20 protein-coding genes are annotated in these 18632 nt (G+C 56.0%); 11 read left to right on the top strand and 9 right to left on the bottom strand.

Annotated elements, in window-relative coordinates; translation table 11 throughout:
- Nucleotides 1-80: 80 nt before the first annotated feature.
- The 3 genes from ACR0L3_RS04325 (at nucleotide 81) to ACR0L3_RS04315 (ending at nucleotide 2598) form a co-directional block, all read left to right on the top strand.
- Nucleotides 81-1016: an alpha/beta hydrolase gene (locus tag ACR0L3_RS04325; protein WP_480743932.1), complete on the top strand. Its 936-nt coding sequence runs from the start codon at nucleotides 81-83 to the stop codon at nucleotides 1014-1016.
- A 193-nt stretch (nucleotides 1017-1209) separates the two neighbouring features.
- A complete protein-coding gene (locus ACR0L3_RS04320; RefSeq protein ID WP_480743930.1) occupies nucleotides 1210-1764 on the top strand; it encodes a hypothetical protein in 555 nt (184 codons plus the stop codon).
- A 144-nt stretch (nucleotides 1765-1908) separates the two neighbouring features.
- Nucleotides 1909-2598 carry a glutathione S-transferase N-terminal domain-containing protein gene (locus tag ACR0L3_RS04315; RefSeq protein WP_480743927.1) on the top strand — a complete coding sequence of 230 codons (690 nt, stop codon included), beginning with the start codon at nucleotides 1909-1911 and terminating at the stop codon, nucleotides 2596-2598.
- Nucleotides 2599-2613: 15 nt separating this feature from the next.
- On the opposite strand, the gene ACR0L3_RS04310 is transcribed toward ACR0L3_RS04315, so the two are convergent.
- Both ACR0L3_RS04310 and ACR0L3_RS04305 read right to left on the bottom strand, forming a co-directional pair.
- Nucleotides 2614-3699, bottom strand: coding sequence for a Hint domain-containing protein (locus ACR0L3_RS04310; protein ID WP_480743926.1), 1086 nt, complete (start codon nucleotides 3697-3699; stop codon nucleotides 2614-2616).
- Nucleotides 3700-3822: 123 nt separating this feature from the next.
- Nucleotides 3823-4197: an OB-fold nucleic acid binding domain-containing protein gene (locus ACR0L3_RS04305; protein WP_480743924.1), complete on the bottom strand. Its 375-nt coding sequence runs from the start codon at nucleotides 4195-4197 to the stop codon at nucleotides 3823-3825.
- A gap of 127 nt (nucleotides 4198-4324) precedes the next feature.
- Here ACR0L3_RS04305 and ACR0L3_RS04300 point away from each other — a divergent pair, with 127 nt between their 5' ends.
- Together ACR0L3_RS04300 and ACR0L3_RS04295 are read left to right on the top strand one after the other, a co-directional pair.
- Nucleotides 4325-4648: a 2Fe-2S iron-sulfur cluster-binding protein gene (locus ACR0L3_RS04300; RefSeq protein ID WP_170412082.1), complete on the top strand. Its 324-nt coding sequence runs from the start codon at nucleotides 4325-4327 to the stop codon at nucleotides 4646-4648.
- Nucleotides 4648-5376 carry an FG-GAP repeat domain-containing protein gene (locus ACR0L3_RS04295; protein ID WP_480743922.1) on the top strand — a complete coding sequence of 243 codons (729 nt, stop codon included), beginning with the start codon at nucleotides 4648-4650 and terminating at the stop codon, nucleotides 5374-5376. Before ACR0L3_RS04300 ends, ACR0L3_RS04295 begins: the two co-directional genes overlap by 1 nt.
- Before the next feature lie 89 nt (nucleotides 5377-5465).
- Here ACR0L3_RS04295 and purD read toward each other — a convergent pair whose 3' ends face one another.
- A complete protein-coding gene (gene purD, locus ACR0L3_RS04290) occupies nucleotides 5466-6728 on the bottom strand; it encodes a phosphoribosylamine--glycine ligase (RefSeq protein WP_480743920.1) in 1263 nt (420 codons plus the stop codon).
- 75 nt (nucleotides 6729-6803) lie between these two features.
- Between purD and xseA the strand changes: the two genes are divergently transcribed.
- A complete protein-coding gene (gene xseA / locus ACR0L3_RS04285) occupies nucleotides 6804-8297 on the top strand; it encodes an exodeoxyribonuclease VII large subunit (RefSeq protein WP_480743919.1) in 1494 nt (497 codons plus the stop codon).
- A gap of 6 nt (nucleotides 8298-8303) precedes the next feature.
- Here xseA and ACR0L3_RS04280 read toward each other — a convergent pair whose 3' ends face one another.
- Nucleotides 8304-8699, bottom strand: coding sequence for a hypothetical protein (locus ACR0L3_RS04280; RefSeq protein WP_480743918.1), 396 nt, complete (start codon nucleotides 8697-8699; stop codon nucleotides 8304-8306).
- Between the two features lie 126 nt (nucleotides 8700-8825).
- On the opposite strand from ACR0L3_RS04280, the gene ACR0L3_RS04275 reads away from it, so the two are divergent.
- The 5 genes from ACR0L3_RS04275 (at nucleotide 8826) to ACR0L3_RS04255 (ending at nucleotide 13126) form a co-directional block, all read left to right on the top strand.
- Nucleotides 8826-9464 carry a lysoplasmalogenase family protein gene (locus ACR0L3_RS04275; RefSeq protein ID WP_480743916.1) on the top strand — a complete coding sequence of 213 codons (639 nt, stop codon included), beginning with the start codon at nucleotides 8826-8828 and terminating at the stop codon, nucleotides 9462-9464.
- A gap of 58 nt (nucleotides 9465-9522) precedes the next feature.
- Nucleotides 9523-10686: a signal recognition particle-docking protein FtsY gene (gene ftsY / locus ACR0L3_RS04270; protein WP_480743915.1), complete on the top strand. Its 1164-nt coding sequence runs from the start codon at nucleotides 9523-9525 to the stop codon at nucleotides 10684-10686.
- Between the two features lie 88 nt (nucleotides 10687-10774).
- Nucleotides 10775-11677 (top strand): EamA family transporter, encoded by a 903-nt coding sequence (locus ACR0L3_RS04265; protein WP_480743914.1) that lies wholly within the window; start codon nucleotides 10775-10777, stop codon nucleotides 11675-11677.
- Nucleotides 11678-11693: 16 nt separating this feature from the next.
- Nucleotides 11694-12299, top strand: coding sequence for an inner membrane-spanning protein YciB (locus tag ACR0L3_RS04260; protein WP_480743913.1), 606 nt, complete (start codon nucleotides 11694-11696; stop codon nucleotides 12297-12299).
- Between the two features lie 158 nt (nucleotides 12300-12457).
- A complete protein-coding gene (locus ACR0L3_RS04255) occupies nucleotides 12458-13126 on the top strand; it encodes a Crp/Fnr family transcriptional regulator (RefSeq protein ID WP_480743912.1) in 669 nt (222 codons plus the stop codon).
- A 211-nt stretch (nucleotides 13127-13337) separates the two neighbouring features.
- Here ACR0L3_RS04255 and ACR0L3_RS04250 read toward each other — a convergent pair whose 3' ends face one another.
- From ACR0L3_RS04250 to gor, 5 genes are all read right to left on the bottom strand, one after another.
- Nucleotides 13338-14774: a Do family serine endopeptidase gene (locus tag ACR0L3_RS04250; protein ID WP_480744663.1), complete on the bottom strand. Its 1437-nt coding sequence runs from the start codon at nucleotides 14772-14774 to the stop codon at nucleotides 13338-13340.
- A gap of 184 nt (nucleotides 14775-14958) precedes the next feature.
- The gene (locus tag ACR0L3_RS04245; RefSeq protein WP_480743910.1) at nucleotides 14959-15153 is read right to left on the bottom strand and encodes a DUF2065 domain-containing protein; all 195 of its coding nucleotides are present in this window, start codon (nucleotides 15151-15153) and stop codon (nucleotides 14959-14961) included.
- Nucleotides 15153-16031 (bottom strand): protease modulator HflC, encoded by an 879-nt coding sequence (gene hflC / locus ACR0L3_RS04240; RefSeq protein ID WP_480743908.1) that lies wholly within the window; start codon nucleotides 16029-16031, stop codon nucleotides 15153-15155. The genes ACR0L3_RS04245 and hflC overlap by 1 nt, the downstream gene beginning before the upstream one ends.
- Nucleotides 16031-17176, bottom strand: a complete 1146-nt coding sequence (gene hflK, locus ACR0L3_RS04235; RefSeq protein WP_480743907.1) for an FtsH protease activity modulator HflK — start codon at nucleotides 17174-17176, stop codon at nucleotides 16031-16033. Before hflK ends, hflC begins: the two co-directional genes overlap by 1 nt.
- Before the next feature lie 72 nt (nucleotides 17177-17248).
- Nucleotides 17249-18607 (bottom strand): glutathione-disulfide reductase, encoded by a 1359-nt coding sequence (gor, locus tag ACR0L3_RS04230; RefSeq protein ID WP_480743905.1) that lies wholly within the window; start codon nucleotides 18605-18607, stop codon nucleotides 17249-17251.
- Nucleotides 18608-18632: the final 25 nt, after the last annotated feature.

Below are 18632 nucleotides of genomic sequence, written 5' to 3'. Positions count from 1 at the left end.
GTTCTGTAACCGACCTTTCACCAAAGCGTCATAGCGTTATGACACATCGGCGGCACAACATCTTGTGTGAGGCAGAGCAGATGCCAGTAATCAGGATCAACGCCATTGGCGATACACTCACCCTTCACCGCAGCACTCGGTCCCCGAGCAGTGTTTTGCGGCAATCGGACCATACACAGGGTCCGGTCATCATCATGACACACGGGTACAAATACCGACCCGATGACGCCAAAGCCTGCCCCCACCGTCATATTCTGGCAATTCACCCGACACCTATGCCTTGGCACTGCCCAAGCTGGCCACAACAGCTTGGGTTCGGGTCCGGTTTCAACGACGAAGGTTTAGGGATTGCGTTTGGCTGGAATGCAAAAGGACCGCTTTGGGCCGCGCGCCGCCGCGCGGTCGAGGCCGGACGCGCATTGGCGAATTTGATCACGGAACTGCGCCACCTGAATCCGGAACGTCCCATTCATTTCATTGGGCATTCCATGGGAACCGAGCTGGCGCTGGAGGCGTTGCACCACGTCGCCCCGGGATCACTGAATCGTATCATCTCAATGTCCGGGGCTGTGTACCAAAGCCGCGCGCTAGCCGCGCTTGATACACCTGCAGGTTTACAAGCCGAGCTTATCAACGTGACAAGCCGCGAAAACGACTTTTTCGACTTTTTGTATGAACGGATAATCCAACCGCCCCGACGCGGCGACCGCAGCATCGGTATCGGCTTTCACGCGTCAAATGCCGTCACACTGCAAATTGACTGCGCGCAGACCTTGGACCACCTTTCGCGCCTGATTTTCCCGATCGGAAACCCTCAGCGCCGCATATGCCACTGGTCCAGCTACACGCGCCCCGGCGTCCTGCGTGTCTATAACGCTCTGCTGCGCAACGACGCGCGACTGAGCCTGTCGCTTTTGAAACACGGTCTGCCCCAGACCTCCACCCGCCGCTGGTCCCGGCTGTTCGCGTTGCCGCGTCCGAAAGGCCCCCTGCCGTTCGCCCAGAAAACCTCCTGACCGGCGGCGGCGCGGACAGAAAACACCCTAGGCCGCACTATTCATACACAGGGCACATTGCGTGTGCCGAGGATCATTGGGTGGGTTTCAACAAGCCAGCCATACAACGTGGAACTGCCTATCCAGTGGCAAGACTATATCGCAGACTAAGCGTTGTGATATAATTCGGCCATATTTTAGAAAAGGAATTCCCGTGTCAGAGCTTAGTGCAACGGACCACAAGGTTCGCAAAGCGGTCGGTGAGGCTGAAAAGGGCCTATTTAAACTCTTCAAAGAGATCCGGCCCACCAATTTCGATATAAAACTGAACAAGCTCGACAAGGGCAAGATCATGGCCGCGCGAAAGAAAGTTACGGCGTTCATGAGCAAATTCATGCCAATAACAAAACTACAAGGGTCGCCGGTGTACGCGCAGTTGGACCCATACAGCCAACAGCTTGTTGACTGGATGGACTCGGTGATGAACAGTCTTCAGAAAACAGTTTTGGAATTTGATAAGGCGGCGAAGTTGGCGAACAAGGACCCGTCGAAGAATTTGAAAATACTGATCCCCACAACTCAAAAGCGCTTCAAACAGCTGCGCAAGCCGCCGTCCGGCCTTGGTACGCTGGTTAAACAGATCGAGAAGGATTTTGGCCCGGACGCGCCGGGATTCTCTGGCGTGTCCATTTTGCCCGCACTGATCATGCTGTTCCTGATTTGGGAAACTATTGCAGCCGGCCTGAAAAAGAAGCCAAAAGGCAGCTGATCACGATCGTAGCTGATATCATTGCTCGGCTCTCTTGATTTTGCGCAGTGTTCGCCCGATGCGTGATGTAACAAGAGTGCCCCCGCTTAGGTCTTGTGGCCTCTGTCCGAAAGCCTCATGATCTTCTCAATCTGAGGAGATATCATGATCGATCTGTATTTCTGGCCCACGCCAAATGGCTGGAAAGTATCCATCGCGCTGGAAGAGATGGAACTGCCCTACACCACTCATCTGATCAACATCGGTAAAGGTGATCAGTTTGACCCAGAATTCCTGAAGATTTCACCCAACAACCGAATGCCTGCCATCGTCGACCCCGACGGCCCAGATGGAGAGCCTGTTTCCGTATTCGAAAGCGGTGCCATCCTTATGTATCTGGCCCGCAAAACCGGCAAGTTCTACGGCGAAACCGAACGCGACCGGATCGCAGTTGAAGAGTGGCTGATGTGGCAAATGGGCGGTGTCGGCCCGATGGCGGGTCAAGCGCATCACTTCCTGAAATACGCGCCCAACATGGAACCCCCGCAGGATCTGCCCTATCCCAAAGACCGTTACCGTACCGAGGTCGGGCGCTTGTATGGCGTACTGGATCGTCGCCTAGCCAATAACGAATACGTCGCGGGCGATTTTTATTCTATCGCCGACATGTCCATCTGGGGTTGGGCGAGCCTGTGGGAAGGACAACAACAGGTTCTTGATGACAAACCCCACTTTGCCCGCTGGCTTGAGACAGTGAGCGCGCGCCCCGCTGTTCAGGCCGGACGAGCACTGCATGCAGAGTTGCGTGGGGACCATAGGGATAAGCAGTCGCAGAACGTTTTGTTCAAGCGTTGAAATGACTTGAACCAACTACTTCATGTATTGGGAAATCAGCGTTTCAGCTTCGTGTTTCCTGAGGACCTTAGCAGCAGTTGGTCCGTACTCCCACGACAAGGATTCAAAAACGCCAGGGAAAATTTCAACAAGTTCTTTACGCGCTTCCTGCGCCATCCCTTGCACCGCGATATCCCCCGGAAACAGGCTTTCCGTAAACGCGCCGTTTGACACCACAATCTCGTGCTGGTCGAAAATAAAGTGGTAATAGACGATGTTGCAAGAGTCCGATGCAATCTCGACCCCTGGTAGGCCCAATAGGAACTTCGCAGGCACCAGAACGTTAGCATCCTCGAAAAGTAACTCTAGCCCGGCAGCAGAAATAAGTATCCGATGGTTGGGCGACACAAATAGGTCGGATGACGGCAATCCTGAGCCCAACGCGCCTTTGGTAATTCTAACGGGCTTTAGGTGGCATTTGTTAGCATGTGAAACATCAATTGACCGCGACCCGATCCACCGAACCTCTTTAGCTTCACTCTCAGCGGTCATAACCAGATCGCCGACTTCAAGCGCTTCGACAGCCTTTTCACCCGACGGCGTCGCAATCAATGTGCCCTGAACGAAACAAGGGACGTCGACGATTGCATCCGGGTCTGTCGTGTCCGGCGCATTGTCTGGTGTTACATTCGATGGAAAAGAGTCGTAATTGACGCCCGGCACCAACGGTTCGGAGGTTATGTACCCAGCAAGCTCACCGTCCACTTCAACCCTGTATACGGTGATTGTACCGCCACCGGGATCTGAAAGCGCATAGGATTCTTCAAGATAGATATTTCCATTTTCAGTAAGACCGGAAATTGGATTACCGTCTAAATCAGTAACAAGACCTTGTTGGGTCAGGTCATCGCCTATTTCGTTGTTGAAGCGGTCACCATTAAAATCCGTACCATTGTCAGGGTCGCCGTTGATAAGCGGCGGTGGCCCGGGTAGGTCCTCAACATTGAATATGCGCCGGTCCGTCTCGGGATCGTATGTTGGTGACAGGGTGACTGTACCAAAACCAAACACCGTCACCGTTATGACGTCAGGCGAATAACCTATGTAGGAATAGTTTGCCACGTGAAACCTCGGACCAATTACGGTGTTTGAATTTCATCGACCGGAATGCCTTATGTCTAGAAGTTTCTTCACTGCACCCTTAAAATGTAAATATTTGCATTTTATTGTATCTTTCCTACCATTTTACACGGCTTTCCCCCGTACCAGCACATCCAGCATGGCTGAAATATCCTCGATCTCTTCCGCGATCACATGGGTCACTGAATGCGCGCGCTGCATCCGGCCCGTGACCCGCAGCAGTCGCCCCGAAATCACCGCCCGGCGGAAGCGCTCGTAAATCTTGCGCCAGACCACCACGTTTACGATGCCGGTTTCGTCCTCAAGCGTAACGAAGATCACCCCCTTAGCTGTCCCAGGTCTCTGCCGTAGGATTACCAGTCCGGCCACGGTCACTCGTGCACCCTCGGGTGGATCGTTCAGCCGATTGGCCGGCAAACAGGCGGGTGGGCGCGGCCAATCCCTGGTTTGTGAAACAGAGCGAACGGGGACAACAAACATAAGAACAAAAATAGAACATTTAATAGGAAAGTCCAGACGCGGCGTGAGGAGTCGCAAATGAGGCTGGAAAGACGTAATTGCCTCAACTAAGGAAGAAACCGACAATCGAAAAAGGAAGACGCACGCAATGGCAAAGATCACCTATGTCGAGCATGGCGGTACCGAGCACACAGTCGAAGTCGCCAACGGGCTGACCGTTATGGAAGGAGCCCGCGACAACAACATCCCCGGCATTGAAGCCGATTGCGGTGGCGCCTGCGCCTGTTCGACCTGCCATGTCTATATCCACCCCGACTGGGTCGAGAAAGTTCCGGCCAAAGACGATATGGAAGAAGACATGCTGGACTTTGCCTATGAGCCCGACCCTGCCCGTTCGCGCCTGACCTGCCAGATCAAGGTCACGGATGAGCTGGACGGTCTGGTCGTACAGATGCCCGAAAAACAGATCTGATGCCATTCAGGCCGGTTCCCGCTGTTGCGTTTGCACTCAGCGTTTTTCCGGTCGAAGTCCGGCCTCAACAACCCTGGCAGTACGAACCACTGGGTTCGGCAGAATACTCCGAACCTACAGCGCGGTACCCGCATGGGGTTCTTGGCGATCAGATTGAATATGGCGCGCTTGTCCTGCAATACGCGCCCGGATGGGCAGAGTATACGATACGACTGCCCGAAGAACGGGTGTTTGAAGATATCCAACCGCGCCTTGTTGATATTGACAACGATGGTCGGCGCGAGGCGCTTGTGGTCGAAAGCCACCGAGACAAGGGCGCACGCCTGGCTATCTATAACGGCGGCGGCCTGATTACGGCCACACCCTACATCGGTACCCGTTTCCGCTGGCTCGCCCCGATAGGCGCCGCTGACCTGGACGGCGACGGCCATGTAGAGGTCGCATATATCGACCGTCCGCATCTGGCCAAAACCCTGCGTATTTGGCGTTTCAAGGATAATGACCTAACCGAAATCGCAGCCCTTCCCGATCTGACCAACCATCGCATTGGCGAAGACTTCATCACGGGCGGTATAAGGGATTGCGGCAACGGCCCCGAGCTGATCATGGTCAGCGCTGACTGGCAACATATTGTCAGTGTCACCTACGATCAGGGCTGGGCGACGCGAAACTTGTCGACCTTTGACCGCACAGCAATGGCGCAAGTTCTGGACTGTTCACTTCAATAGTACCCGCAGCCCGCGCCAGCGGGCTGCCCGGCCCAAGGCCTTTGGCGATGCATCTTTGATGCGGCGGCAGGGCGCGGGAGCGTCTCGGGTCAGAGAGCCCGCCAGCCGATATCGCGGCGGAAGAACCCATCAGGCCAGTTGACACCATCCACCATTTCATAGGCCCGATCCCGCGCCTCTTGCAAAGTGCCGCCACGCGCGGTGACGTTCAGAACACGCCCGCCCGAAGCAACAATCTGCCCGTCGGAAGACTTGGTACCAGCATGAAACACCATGTTGCTGCTGTCTTCGGGGAGATCATCCAGCCCTTTGATCGCAGTACCCTTTTCATAGGAGCCTGGATAACCGTTTGCTGCCATTACGACGGTCAGGGCGTGATCATCCGCCCAATTCACGCGCGCGTCACCCAACCGACCTTCAGCGGCAGCATGCATGAGGTCCATTGCTTGAGCCCCAAGGCGCATCATCAGAACCTGACATTCAGGATCACCAAAGCGTACATTGTATTCCACTAGACGAGGCTGGCCATCCTTGATCATCAAACCGGCATAGAGAACACCCTGGAACGGCATCCCACGGCGCTTCATTTCAGCCACGGTGGGCTTGATAATCTCTTCCATCGCGCGTTCTTCGATCTCGGCGCTCAGAACCGGAGCCGGTGAATAGGCGCCCATACCACCGGTGTTCAGTCCGGTATCGCCTTCACCTACGCGCTTGTGGTCTTGGGCGGTTCCAACGGACAGGATGTCTTCACCATCGCAAAGCACGAACAGTGACGCCTCTTCGCCCTCCATGAACTCTTCGATGACGACCTCGGCCCCCGCCCCACCAAAGGCACCCCCGAACATGTCGTCAATAGCGTCCAGAGCGGTTTCCTCGTCCATCGCAACGATCACGCCCTTACCGGCCGCCAGACCGTCAGCTTTGACGACAATCGGCGCGCCCTGTTCGCGGATGTAGGCTTTGGCCGGTTCGGCTTCTGTGAACCGAGCGTAAGCTGCGGTCGGTGCACCTGACGCATCGCATATCTCTTTGGTGAAGCTCTTTGATGCCTCCAACTGCGCTGCAGCGGCAGAGGGACCAAACACCAGCACCCCAGCCTCACGCAGACGGTCAGCCACTCCTGCAGCCAGCGGTGCCTCGGGACCAACGATCACGAAATCAATCGCGTTCTCTTCGGCAAAGCTGACAACAGCACCGCCATTTTCGATATCCAACGCAGCGCAATCCGCGATCTGTGCGATCCCAGCGTTGCCCGGTGCCACGATCAGACGGTCACATTTGGGGTTCTGCATCACCGCCCAGGCCAGGCTGTGTTCCCGCCCACCACTGCCGAGAATAAGGATATTCATAAATGCACTCCGATCTGCTTGGCCTCGCTTGCGGGGCGTTCTAAGCTGACCGAGCATTTGACACAAGGCGCTGAAATGTCCGACCTGCTTGACGACCCCATTCCCGGTCAAAACACACCAGAATACACTGTTTCGGACATCTCGGGCGAGGTGAAGCGAACGCTTGAAGGCACGTTTGGGCGAATCCGCGTGCGCGGTGAAGTCGGGCGCGTGTTCAAGGCGCGCTCGGGGCATCTGTACTATGACATCAAGGACGACCGGAACGTACTGGCCTGCACCACGTGGAAAGGTCAGATATCCGGCCTGTCCGTGGTACCAGAAGAAGGGCTAGAGGTTGTCGTCACTGGCCGCCTGACCGCTTTTGGAGCGCAATCGAAGTACAACTTGAACGTCGATGAAGTCGCCGTTGCCGGTCAAGGCGCGCTGATGGCGCTGCTGGAAAAACGCAAGAAACAGCTTGAGGCCGAAGGGCTGTTCGCACCTGAACGCAAAAAGCCTCTGCCTTACCTGCCGCAGATCATCGGGGTGGTAACGTCCCCGTCGGGCGCCGTGATCCGTGACGTCCTGCATCGGCTGCGCGACCGTTTTCCACGTAAAGTTCTGATCTGGCCCGTAGCTGTTCAAGGCGCAAACTGTGCGCCAGAGGTCGCGAATGCAATTAAGGGCTTCAACCAATTGTCCCCCGGCGGCTCCCTACCCCGCCCCGATCTTATCATCGTCGCGCGCGGAGGCGGGTCCATCGAAGACCTGTGGGGCTTTAACGAAGAGGTTGTAGCCCGTGCAGCAGCAGCATCGGAAATCCCGCTGATTTCAGCAGTGGGACACGAGACCGATACAACGCTGATCGACTTCGTTTCGGACCGCCGCGCACCAACACCCACGGCTGCCGCGGAACTTGCAGTGCCAGTACGGATGGAGCTATTAGCCTGGACCGGTGAGCAAGGCGCACGCCTTTCCCGTGCCGCAACCGACGCGGTGCAACGAAGATCTCAGCGATTGCGTGATTTGTCGCGCGCCTTACCCCGCCCGGACAGCCTGTTGAACACACCGCGGCAACGCCTTGATTTAATTGCTGATCGCCTAACCCCAGCGTTAGAGCGCGGAGTACAAAACCGCCACCTGCAGGTTGTGAAACTGTCCGCCCATTTGCGCCCTTCTACTTTGCGCAACCTCGTCTCAAGCCGTCAGGAAGCCGTGCGCAACTTGTCCTCTCGCCTGTCGTTACGCCCAATTCAACGTGAAATCGAAATGCAGCAACAGACCGTGGCCCGGCTGGCCGAACGTATGAACGTGGCCCAATCAACTCGGCTTGATCGGATGCGGCAAAGCTTGGATGCCACCGATCGATTGCGCGAAACTCTCAGCTACAAAGCCACGTTGCATCGCGGCTATGCTGTCGTGCGCGCCGAAGATCAAGTGGTCACAACGAAAGAACAAGCCGAAAAGCACACCTCGCTACAAATCGAATTTGCTGATGGCGTTCTAACCACCGGTCAAGCCAGTTCCGGACGAGCAACCCCGAAGAAAGCCGCCCCAAAAGACGCGCCAGATCAGGGTTCATTGTTCTAATTCGGGCTAAACCCCTATGTCCGGCCCGTAGCAAACCATCTCTTCGTCGATATCTTCAGCCTCGTAGAGTTCAGTCTGGGCCGGATCACCCTCAAACTGAGCGATCAGGCCATTGCCTGACCGCGTGAAAACCCAGCATTGCGGATCCAGCCGGTCTTCGTAGATGAAACAAATCTGCCCTCCTTGCTCATACCAAAGGCCTTCTTTGCAATCGCCATCCAGAAAGGACCAGATCACACGGCGATTGGGCAGATACCGCTCGACTCCATACACTTGGCCCTGAAACCCATAGAACAGAGTTTTACCGCGCGTGTATTCGTCAAAGTCAGAGCCCGTCAGCGCTGTTTGAGCCGACGCTGTGTACACGGGCAGCAACAGGAGAATCGCAAGAAACCTACGCATCTCTGCATTGTGTCAGATGCAGTTGCCCGGTGCCAATCACCATTTCCCCAGGGCATCCTGCCTCCACGTCACCGGTTGAGATAAAGCAATCTCTCGGCACAAGCTGATGAAAACCGGGAGGATTCTATGGCAACAGCTTTATTCTGGCTCGCAGTCTTATGCGCTTGCGCCTACCTGCCCCTGTCACCACGCCCAGCCAGCGCGGCGCGTTCTGCGCTCAAGACCGCATCCGTCGCCTTTCTTGTCGCCATTGCCGTGTTTGAAGCCACACCATTGTTGCTGATCCTCGCCCTCACCCTTTGCGCCATTGGCGACGCGCTACTATCGCGAGAGACTGATAATACCTTTATGGCTGGCATCGGCGCATTCGCCGCAGGACATCTGGCCTATATTGCGTTGTTCCTGTCCTATCCCAGTAGCAACTTGGCGCTAATCGTTGAAAAGCCTAGTATTTTCTGGTCACTTATCATCTTGGGAATTGTATCTGCGACCCTATTGGCCCCTAGGGCCGGAAACCTCAAAATCCCGGTGCTGGGTTACATACCCATCATCCTCGGCATGGGTGTGAGCGTTCTAGCCATACCCGAAATCGAAGCCCTGCGGTGGGCTTTACCTGCAGCCTTGGCTTTCATCGCCTCTGACCTGATCCTTGCGACCGAAAAATTTCTACTCCCCCCGGATCACCGCACCCAAAAGATCACGCCTTATCTGGTCTGGATTCTTTACTGGGGCGCGCAAGTTGGATTGCTGCTCGCGTTTCTCTGACCCTTTGCAACTGCCGCAAATCCGCATTAGGTGAGGGGAACACCTGCGGAGACCAAAAATGGCGTTTTTCTCAAAGCTCAAGGACAAGCTGTTCAAATCCTCGTCCCGCCTCGAACAGGGGCTTGAGGCCATCGTCGAGGACGGTGGTGAGGAAACGACGACCCCAGACCCTATCATCCCTGAGCCTGACCCGCAGCCTGAACCTGTACCAGAAGTCCCGCAACCGGTTCCTGAAGTTCCGGAACCCGCACCAGCGCCACAACCGGTTGAGGTACCTGACCCAGCGCCTGCTGATCCGACCCCAGCGCCTCCGCCACCCGAAGCGGCGCCATCAAAAGGCATGTTGGGCCGCCTGTTCAGCCGCGGGGAAACCAAAACCGCTGTGCGCCGAACGTTGGATGATGACATGTTGGAACAGCTCGAAGAGCTGTTGATCGCATCGGACATGGGCGTTGATACGGCCCTGCGCGTCACATCCAACATGGCTGAAGGTCGCTTTGGTCGCAAACTCTCGACGCAGGAAATCAAGCAATTGCTGGCGCAAGAAGTCGCCCGTGTGATGGAGCCCGTCGCCAAGCCCCTGCCTATCTACCCAAAACGCCCGCAAGTCGTTTTGGTGGTTGGTGTAAACGGGTCGGGCAAAACAACAACGATCGGCAAACTGGCCAGCCAGTTCAAAGCCGCTGGCAAAAAGGTTGTGATCGCCGCCGGAGATACTTTCCGCGCCGCTGCTGTTGAGCAACTTCAAGTCTGGGGCGAACGCGCAGGCGTTCCTGTTCTAACCGCCCCCGAAGGTTCAGACCCAGCCAGCCTTGCTTTCGACGCGCTGACCAAGGCGCAAGAAGAAGGGGCAGACCTGCTGATGATCGACACTGCAGGCCGATTGCAAAACCGCGCCGATCTGATGGAAGAACTTGCTAAAATCGTCCGCGTTATCCGTAAGAAAGACGAAACAGCGCCTCACAACACCTTACTTGTGCTCGACGCCACCACCGGCCAGAATGCGTTGAGTCAGGTGCAAACCTTCCGAAATTTGGCCGACGTATCAGGGCTTGTTATGACCAAACTCGACGGTACCGCCAAGGGCGGCGTACTGGTCGCTTTAGCGGATAAGTTTGGCCTTCCTATCCACGCAATCGGCGTTGGAGAGCAAATCGACGACCTCGCCCCCTTTGATCCGGAAGAATTCGCCGCTGCCCTCACTGGCCTGGATCAAAGCTGATCTGCCTCTTCATCTGGCCCAAAATATCCTCCGGGGGTCTGGGGGTGGAAAACCCCCAGCCTCTCCACCCAGCAAAAAGATCTGACACTTGAGCGACTGGCTGATCTCACTCGAAGGCACCGAAGCAGGCCACCAGCTCGCCCTTGGGCTTGCCCTGATGGCTGCTTTCTTGCACGCGGTCTTCGGTGCATTGCAAAAAGGGCGCCACGATCCTTGGCTGTCACGCGGCGCCATCGACGCCAGCTATTGCTTGATGGCCGCGCCATTCGCGTTTTTCGTGGTGCCCTGGCCTGAACCTTATATGTGGCCGATCTTCGCCGTGGTCTGGTTGATCCACATTGCCTACAAAACCCTGCAGGCGATGGCCTACACCAAGGGGTCATACACCGTCGTCTACCCTGTGGTTCGCGGCACCGGCCCGTTGTTCACAGTTATCGGAGCCTACCTGCTGTTCGGCGAAACATTCTCCGGAACGCAATGGTTCGGCGTGGCCGTCCTTTTGGCTGGTATCTTCGGGCTGGCTGGCTATAACTTCCGGTTTTTGGAAACCAATCGCGAGACGTTGGGCATTGCGCTTTTTCTGGCCGTTAGCACGGGGCTATTTGTTGCTCTCTACACCACCTATGACGCTTATGGCATTCGTGCCACCACTGACCCGTTCACCTTTCTGGCATGGTTTTTCATGATCGACGGAGTGGCCATGCCCTTCTATGCGGCGCTTAGATGGCGTGCGATGATCAACCGCCCCACCCTCGGTCCTTTGATGTTGCGCGGTCTTGCAGGCGGTATAATAGCCCCCATGTCATTCGGAGCCATCATGCTGGCCACTAGGCTGGACAAGGTTGGCGAAGCGGCCGTTTTACGCGAGACGTCAACTGTTTTTGCAGCGCTGATAGGGTGGCTGGTCCTAAAAGAAACCGTAGGACCAAGACGAATAGCGCTAATGGCATTGATTGCACTCGGCGCTGTAATAGTTGAAATGGGCGGGTAAGCAGCAGGAACAGCCGATGTCAGACAAAAAAGAAATAAATCCATTCTTGAAGCAAGTACTGGAGCTTGGGCCCCCACTGGCGTTCTTCTTGATTTATCTGCGACTGCGCGACGACAGCTTTTTGATCGGCGGTATCGAGTATTCTGGTTTTATTGTCGCCACCATTCTGTTCGTGCCATTGATGCTGGGTGCGATGGGAATTCTTTGGTTTCTAACGGGCAAGCTAAGTCGTATACAGATTTTCACCGCCATAATGGTCATCTTCTTCGGTGGCCTGACCGCCTGGTTCAATGACGAGCGGTTTTTCAAAATGAAAACCACACTGGTCTACGGGTTTTTCTCGATCATGCTGGGCATCGGTCTGCTGCAAGGTAAATCCTACCTTGCCTATATATTGGACGAGATGCTGCCGATGCGCCACGAAGGATGGATGATCCTGACCCGCCGCTTGTGTGGGTGCTTTGCTGTATTGGCCATCGCCAATGAGTTCGTCTGGCGCACAATGTCGACAGACCTTTGGGTCAAAATCGAAACTTTCGCCTTCCCCATCGCGTTGATGGCGTTCTTAATGCTGCAATTCAGTCTGCTGCAGAACTACATGGATGATCCCGACCGTCAGTAAAATACCGAGCTGGGGGCATTTGCCCTCACGGTTTATAAGGTTTTGCCCTGTTTCTCGGTAAGATTGCGCACGAAAGCAGACAAAAACCTTGGCTAAACGCCGAAGCTGTGGAAAGTAGTATAACCACCCACCACTCACAGCCGGAGAACTGAACACCCATGACGGCTTTCCCAGACAGCGGCTTTCTGTCCGATGCGTCCGACGGATTGAAAGCTATGCTTTCCGCGCAGGCAACCGAAATCTCTTTGGAACGTGGCGAAGTTCTGTTCGAACAAGGCGACGAAGGTGACGCTTTGTTCGCCATATTAGAAGGCACGCTTGAGGTTTCCTTTCTGGCCATGAGCGGCCGCAAACTGTCTCTGACATTGATGCGCCCCGGAGAGGTCTTTGGGGAAATCGCCCTGTTTGACAGCGGCCCACGGACTGCCACCATCGCCGCAGCAGAGCCGTCGCGCGTGTTGCGCGTGCGACAACGCGATGTGATGACGCAAATACGCCAGCAACCTGAACTGGCTGTTGATCTGATCCGGTTGGCTGGATTGCGGATGCGGTGGATGGGATCGCAGTTGAACGAGCAGGTATTTCTGCCAATGCCTATCCGGCTGGCGCGCTGGCTACTGCATCTGTCCGAACTTCAGGACGACCCTTCTACCCGGATTACTCTGTCGCAAAGCGAACTGGCGGAATTCGTCGGTGCCACACGTGAAGCGGTGTCCAAAACCATTTCCGTATGGAAACGCGACAACGTTGTTGAAGCCTCTCGCGGCGGGATAATGATTCAAGATTTCGAAGCCCTGAAAGAGCTGGCTGATTCCGATCTTATCTGAACCGCTGTGACCTGCTTCACAGACTGTGAGTAACATCAGGCTTACCCTCATACGTGTTACCGTAGGAGGTCAGAGAATCATCCCCGATATCTGTCCACTGACCTCTCCCTGTATCAGAGCCATGCGCCTCCCCGGCGTGTGGCTCACTACCTCGCAGCACAAAAAAGGCCGGGCGTTTGTCCCGGCCTTTCCATTTTATTGAATTTGTAGACTACTCACCCAGACTCAGAGCGACAAATCGTGGCTCGCCGCCACGGCGCACCAAAAGCAACAACGACTTGCGACCCGCTTCACGCGCTTCTTCCATACGCGCTTCCAGGTCTTCAATCGAACTCACCTTTTGCTGCCCAGCCTCGGTAATCAAGTCACCGGCGCGCAGACCTTTGGAAAACGCCTCGGACGCTTCGTCAACCTCGGTTACCACCAATCCTTCGGCATCCGCGTCCAGACCAAGATCCGTACGCAACGTGTCCGTCAGCGGCGATATCGTCAAACCCAGAATATCTGCGTTCTCATCAGTAGGCATTTCGGGCTCATCCTCTTCACCCTCTTCGGACCGCTCTGCGTCCTCTCGACGGCCCAACGTAACCAATACTGTTTGGGTGCCGCCGTCGCGGTGCACCACTACACGAACCGACTTGCCAACCGTGGTCTCACCGACTTGACGTACTAGACCACGCGTATCCGCGACTTCGACACCGTCAAAGCTCAGGATGACATCGCCAGCAAGCAAACCGGCATCCTTGGCCGGTCCGTCAGGAACATCGCTGATCAGCGCGCCGCCGGGTTTTTCCAAGCCCATTGCCTCAGCCATATCTTCTGTCACGTCCTGAATGCGCACTCCCAACCAGCCTCGACGAGTCTCGCCGAACTCTCGCAGTTGGTCCACGACTTTCACCACAACGTTTGAGGCCATCGAAAATCCGATCCCTATTGAGCCACCATTGGGCGAAAGGATCGCTGTGTTTACGCCAATCACCTCACCATTCATGTTGAACAGTGGGCCACCAGAGTTGCCCCGGTTGATCGCTGCGTCCGTTTGGATGTAGTCGTCGTAGGACCCGCTCAGCGCCCGGTTCCGGGCCGATACGATGCCCGCTGACACCGAGAAACCCTGCCCTAAGGGGTTGCCCATCGCGATCACCCAATCACCGACACGCGCAATGTCGCTGTCTCCAAACTGCACATATTGCAGCGGCCCAGAGGCCTCGACCTTAAGCAGTGCTATGTCAGTTTTCTCATCGGTGCCAATTACCTTGGCAGGCAGTTCCTTGCTAGGCTGTCCATCACCTGGGAAGAATTCTACAAGAATTTCATCCGCTTCCGCGATGACGTGATTGTTGGTGACGATGTAGCCATCCTCAGAAATCACAAAGCCAGAACCCAAAGCGTTGCTTCGGCGTGGGCGGTTACCATCCTCACCATTGCGATCCTGAAACTCGCGAAAGAAATCCTCAAACGGAGAGCCCTCAGGCACGATGCCTTGCGGACCGGTCTGCCCTTCGATCAGCGTTGATGTGGTGATGTTCACCACAGCCGGACTGATTTTTTCGGCCAACGGCGCTAAACTTTCGCTGCGCGCCTGTGCGGCGACGGTCTGGGCCAGAACAAGCAATACCCCAGCGAAAACCAGCCACATCAGCCGCATGAAACCAACAACATCGTCCCGCCGGACGGAAATACTGCGTGCTTGAGCCTGCACTTGGGAACTCCTTGTCGACAATTCTTTTGCGGTCGCCCACCAGCGACCTTTCTTAAGACCAATGTAGTCAGTTTGATCAAACGAGCAACTCGTGATCGCGGGGAATTCACCGGCAATTGAAATCAACGCCCTAAAACCCGAGCTGATAAGCACCCCACAGCAGTACAAGACCACTAACCACACACAGCAGCCCGGCCAATCGGCGCGCCTGTTCAGGAAGGGACCGCAATGCCTCGAGCATGCGTTCTATAAGCGAAGGGGCCAGCGCATAGGCCAGCCCCTCGACAATCAATACCAGCCCGAAGGCCAGAAGGATCAGTCCCATTACCGACCGCCCTGACCGGTTGGTGATTTCAAGTAATTGAAGAACTCGGAATCCGGGCTTAGCACCATCGAGCTGTTGCCACCACCCAGCGCCTGCTCATAGGCGGACAGCGAACGGTAGAATTCAAAGAACTCAGGATCGGCACCATAAGCCTGGGCGAAGATCGCGTTGCGTTCCGCATCAGCCTCACCACGAATGATCTCGGCCTCACGATTGGCGTCCGAGACCAGTTCCACAACAGTACGGTCGGCCTGCGCGCGAACACGCTGCGCAGCCTCGTTACCACGTGCACGTTCGTCAGTGGCTTCGCGTTCACGTTCAGCCTTCATCCGGTCAAATGTAGCTTCGAGGTTAGCCTGAGGCAGATCGGTGGCTTTCAAGCGGACGTCGATCACGTTCACGCCCAGCGCCTGTGCCTCGGCAATTGCGCTGTTGCGTATGCGCAGCATCAGCGCGGCCCGGTCCGAACTGAGAATATCGCGGGACGAGACCGAACCCAGCACCTCTCGTGTTTCAGCGCGCAGGATGCGGTCCAGACGGTCCTCGGCCACCGGAATACCGCCGACACCAACGGCTTGACGGAACCGCTCAAGATCGGAAATCCGGTAGCGGGCAAAAGCATCGACCACCAGTCGACGGTCGTCCAAAGGAGTGACTTCCAGCGGCTGAACATCAATCGACAGAATGCGGTCATCGTACCGGACCACCTCTTGAATCAGAGGGATTTTGAAAGCCAGACCGGGTTCTTCCTTGACAGCGACGACGCGACCGAACTGCAAGACCAGCGCGCGTTCCCGTTCGTCTACGATAAAGATCGAAGACAGGCCAACAACGCCGAGAATTACAACGAGGATGAGAATAATGGGTGATTTACGCATCAGTTGGTCTCCTCGGCTGTGTTCGAACGGCGCAGCTCGTTCAACGGCAGATACGGTACAACGCCCTGCCCCTGACCCGTCGAGTTCTCGTCCAGAATGATCTTGTCGACATCACCCAGAACCTGTTCCATCCGTTCCAGGTACAGGCGTTTGCGGGTCACATCCGGCGCTTTGGAGTATTCTTCCAGAACCGCACTAAAGCGGCTGGCCTCACCTTGTGCACTGTTGATCTGTTGTGCGCGATAGGCTTCGGCTTCTTCCAGAACCTGCGCGGCTTCACCACGCGCTTCCGCCAGAACGCGGTTGGCATAGGCGTCGGCCACGTTTTGCAAACGGTCACGTTCCTGCGCGGCGGCTTGCACGTCACGGAAGGCTGCGATCACATCCTGCGGCGGGTCAGCCTTGTCAAAGTTCACACGAACGATGTTAATCCCTGAGTCGTAGCTGTCCATTGTCGCCTGAATCAGCTCTTGCAAACGGTCCGCAATGATACCACGATCCCGGTTCAGGATCGGTGCCAGTTCGCTTTGCGCGATAATCTCACGCATAGCTGATTCCGACACGGCGCGGATCGTCTGACGCGGATCGCGCAAGTTGAACAGATATTTTGCCGGATCGTTGATGTTCCAAACGACTTGATAATCGATATCAACCACGTTTTCGTCACCCGTCAGCATCAAACCATCGTCGCTGCCACGGGCGCCGCCCATGTCTTCGTTCTGTTCGCGGGTAACAGGAATGACCTCGGCAGTCACGAAGGGCCACGGGGCAAAGTTCAGGCCTGGATTACCAACAGCCGAGAACTCACCCAGAAACAACTCAACTGACTGTTCTTCAGGTTTAACGGTGTAGAAACTGGCCGCGCCCCAAAGCACCGCTGCAACGACAACACCGATTAATACCGTGCCCTTGGTAAAGATGGGACCACCTCCACCGGCACCTTGTCCGCCGCCTCGACCGGACCCGCCGCGACCGCCCATCAGGACGCGCAGCTGTTCCTGGCCTTTCTTCATCAGTTCGTCGATCTCGGGGATCTGCGGGCTATCGCCTTCGGGGGGCTTGCGCCCGTCCCCATTGTTACCCCGATTTCCTCCGCCGCCGGAAGAGCCTCCGCCCCCCCAGGGGCCGCCGCTGTTGCCCGCCATATGTATCTATTCCCTTGTGTTGGACCGTGTGATCACGGGTTCCCTTGTAACTTGTGTGCGCGCGGTTGCAAATCAAGCAGTGCGCACAGGTTGCCGCATTGTCACCAGTTCTTCGGCCATGACCGGATGAACTGCGACGGTTCGGTCAAAATCTTCCTTGGTTGCGCCCATCTTTACGGCGATACCGGCCAGCTGGATCATCTCGCCCGCGCCCGGTGCCACAATATGGCAACCCAAGACTTTGCGAGTCGCCTGACTAACGATCAATTTCATAAGTACGCGCTGGGTACCGCCAGCAAACGCCTTCTGCATCGGTTTGAACGAGGTCGCGTAAACCTCAATCGGCTCCTGCGCCGCCGCGTCTTCTTCACTTAGTCCCACGGTGCCGAACTCAGGCTGCGTGAAAATTGCGGTCGGGATCAACTCGTGATCAACCGGTGTTGGGTTGCCTTTGAAGACAGTTTCCACAAAAGCCATGCCTTCACGGATTGCGACTGGTGTCAGATTCACACGATCGGTCACATCACCAATAGCGTAGATCGAAGGCACGCCGGTCTGGCTGTATTCGTCTACGATAATCTGACCTTTGCGGCCACGTTCTACCCCAACCGCCTCAAGCCCCAGATTGTCGGCATTGGGCACACGACCGGTTGCATACATCACAACATCGAACTGATCCTCGGTGCCGTCTGTAGCTTTGACGCGGATCTTGTCGCCCTCTTTGGTCATCTCAATTACGTTCGTGCCCAAACGCACATCGATCCCGTTCTGTCGCATCTCTTCGCAGATCAGGCCACGGGCCTCTTCGTCGAACCCACGCAGGATTTGCGCGCCGCGATAGAACTGAGTGGTCTTCACACCCATCCCGTTCATGATCCCGGCGAACTCACTGGCAATGTATCCACCACCGACGATAAGGATGCTTTCAGGCAGTTTCTCAAGGTGGAAAATCTCATTCGACGTGATCGCCAATTCCGACCCCGGAAACTCGGGCACAACCGGGCGGCCACCCGTTGCGATTAAAATGTGCTTGGCCGTCTTTCTAGTGCCATCAGCCAGCTCAACCGTATGTGCATCAACAACATGGGCGCGCTGGTCAAAGCTTTCTACGCCGTTGTTTTTCAGGATATTGCGGTAGATACCTTCCAGCCGGTCCAGTTCCGTCACCAATTTACCGTGGAACGTTCCCCATTCCAGAGCGCCAGGTCGAATGTCCCAGCCATAGGCTTGCGCATCGCCAACCATACCCGAAAATTCACTGGCAAAAACCATCAGCTTTTTCGGAACGCAGCCTCTAATGACGCAGGTACCGCCGTAACGGTCCTCTTCGGCCAGTGCCACCTTGGCACCGTTCTCCCCGGCCGCCACGCGTGCTGCGCGAACCCCGCCCGAGCCGCCTCCGATGACGAACAGATCATAGTCAAAGCTCATAGTATTTCCCGTCATTGTCCTGATT

The sequence above is a fragment of the Ruegeria sp. CK1 genome (genome assembly GCF_056536545.1).
Note: the sequence above shows the minus strand (reverse complement) of the source record. Positions and strands in the feature narration are given on the sequence as shown.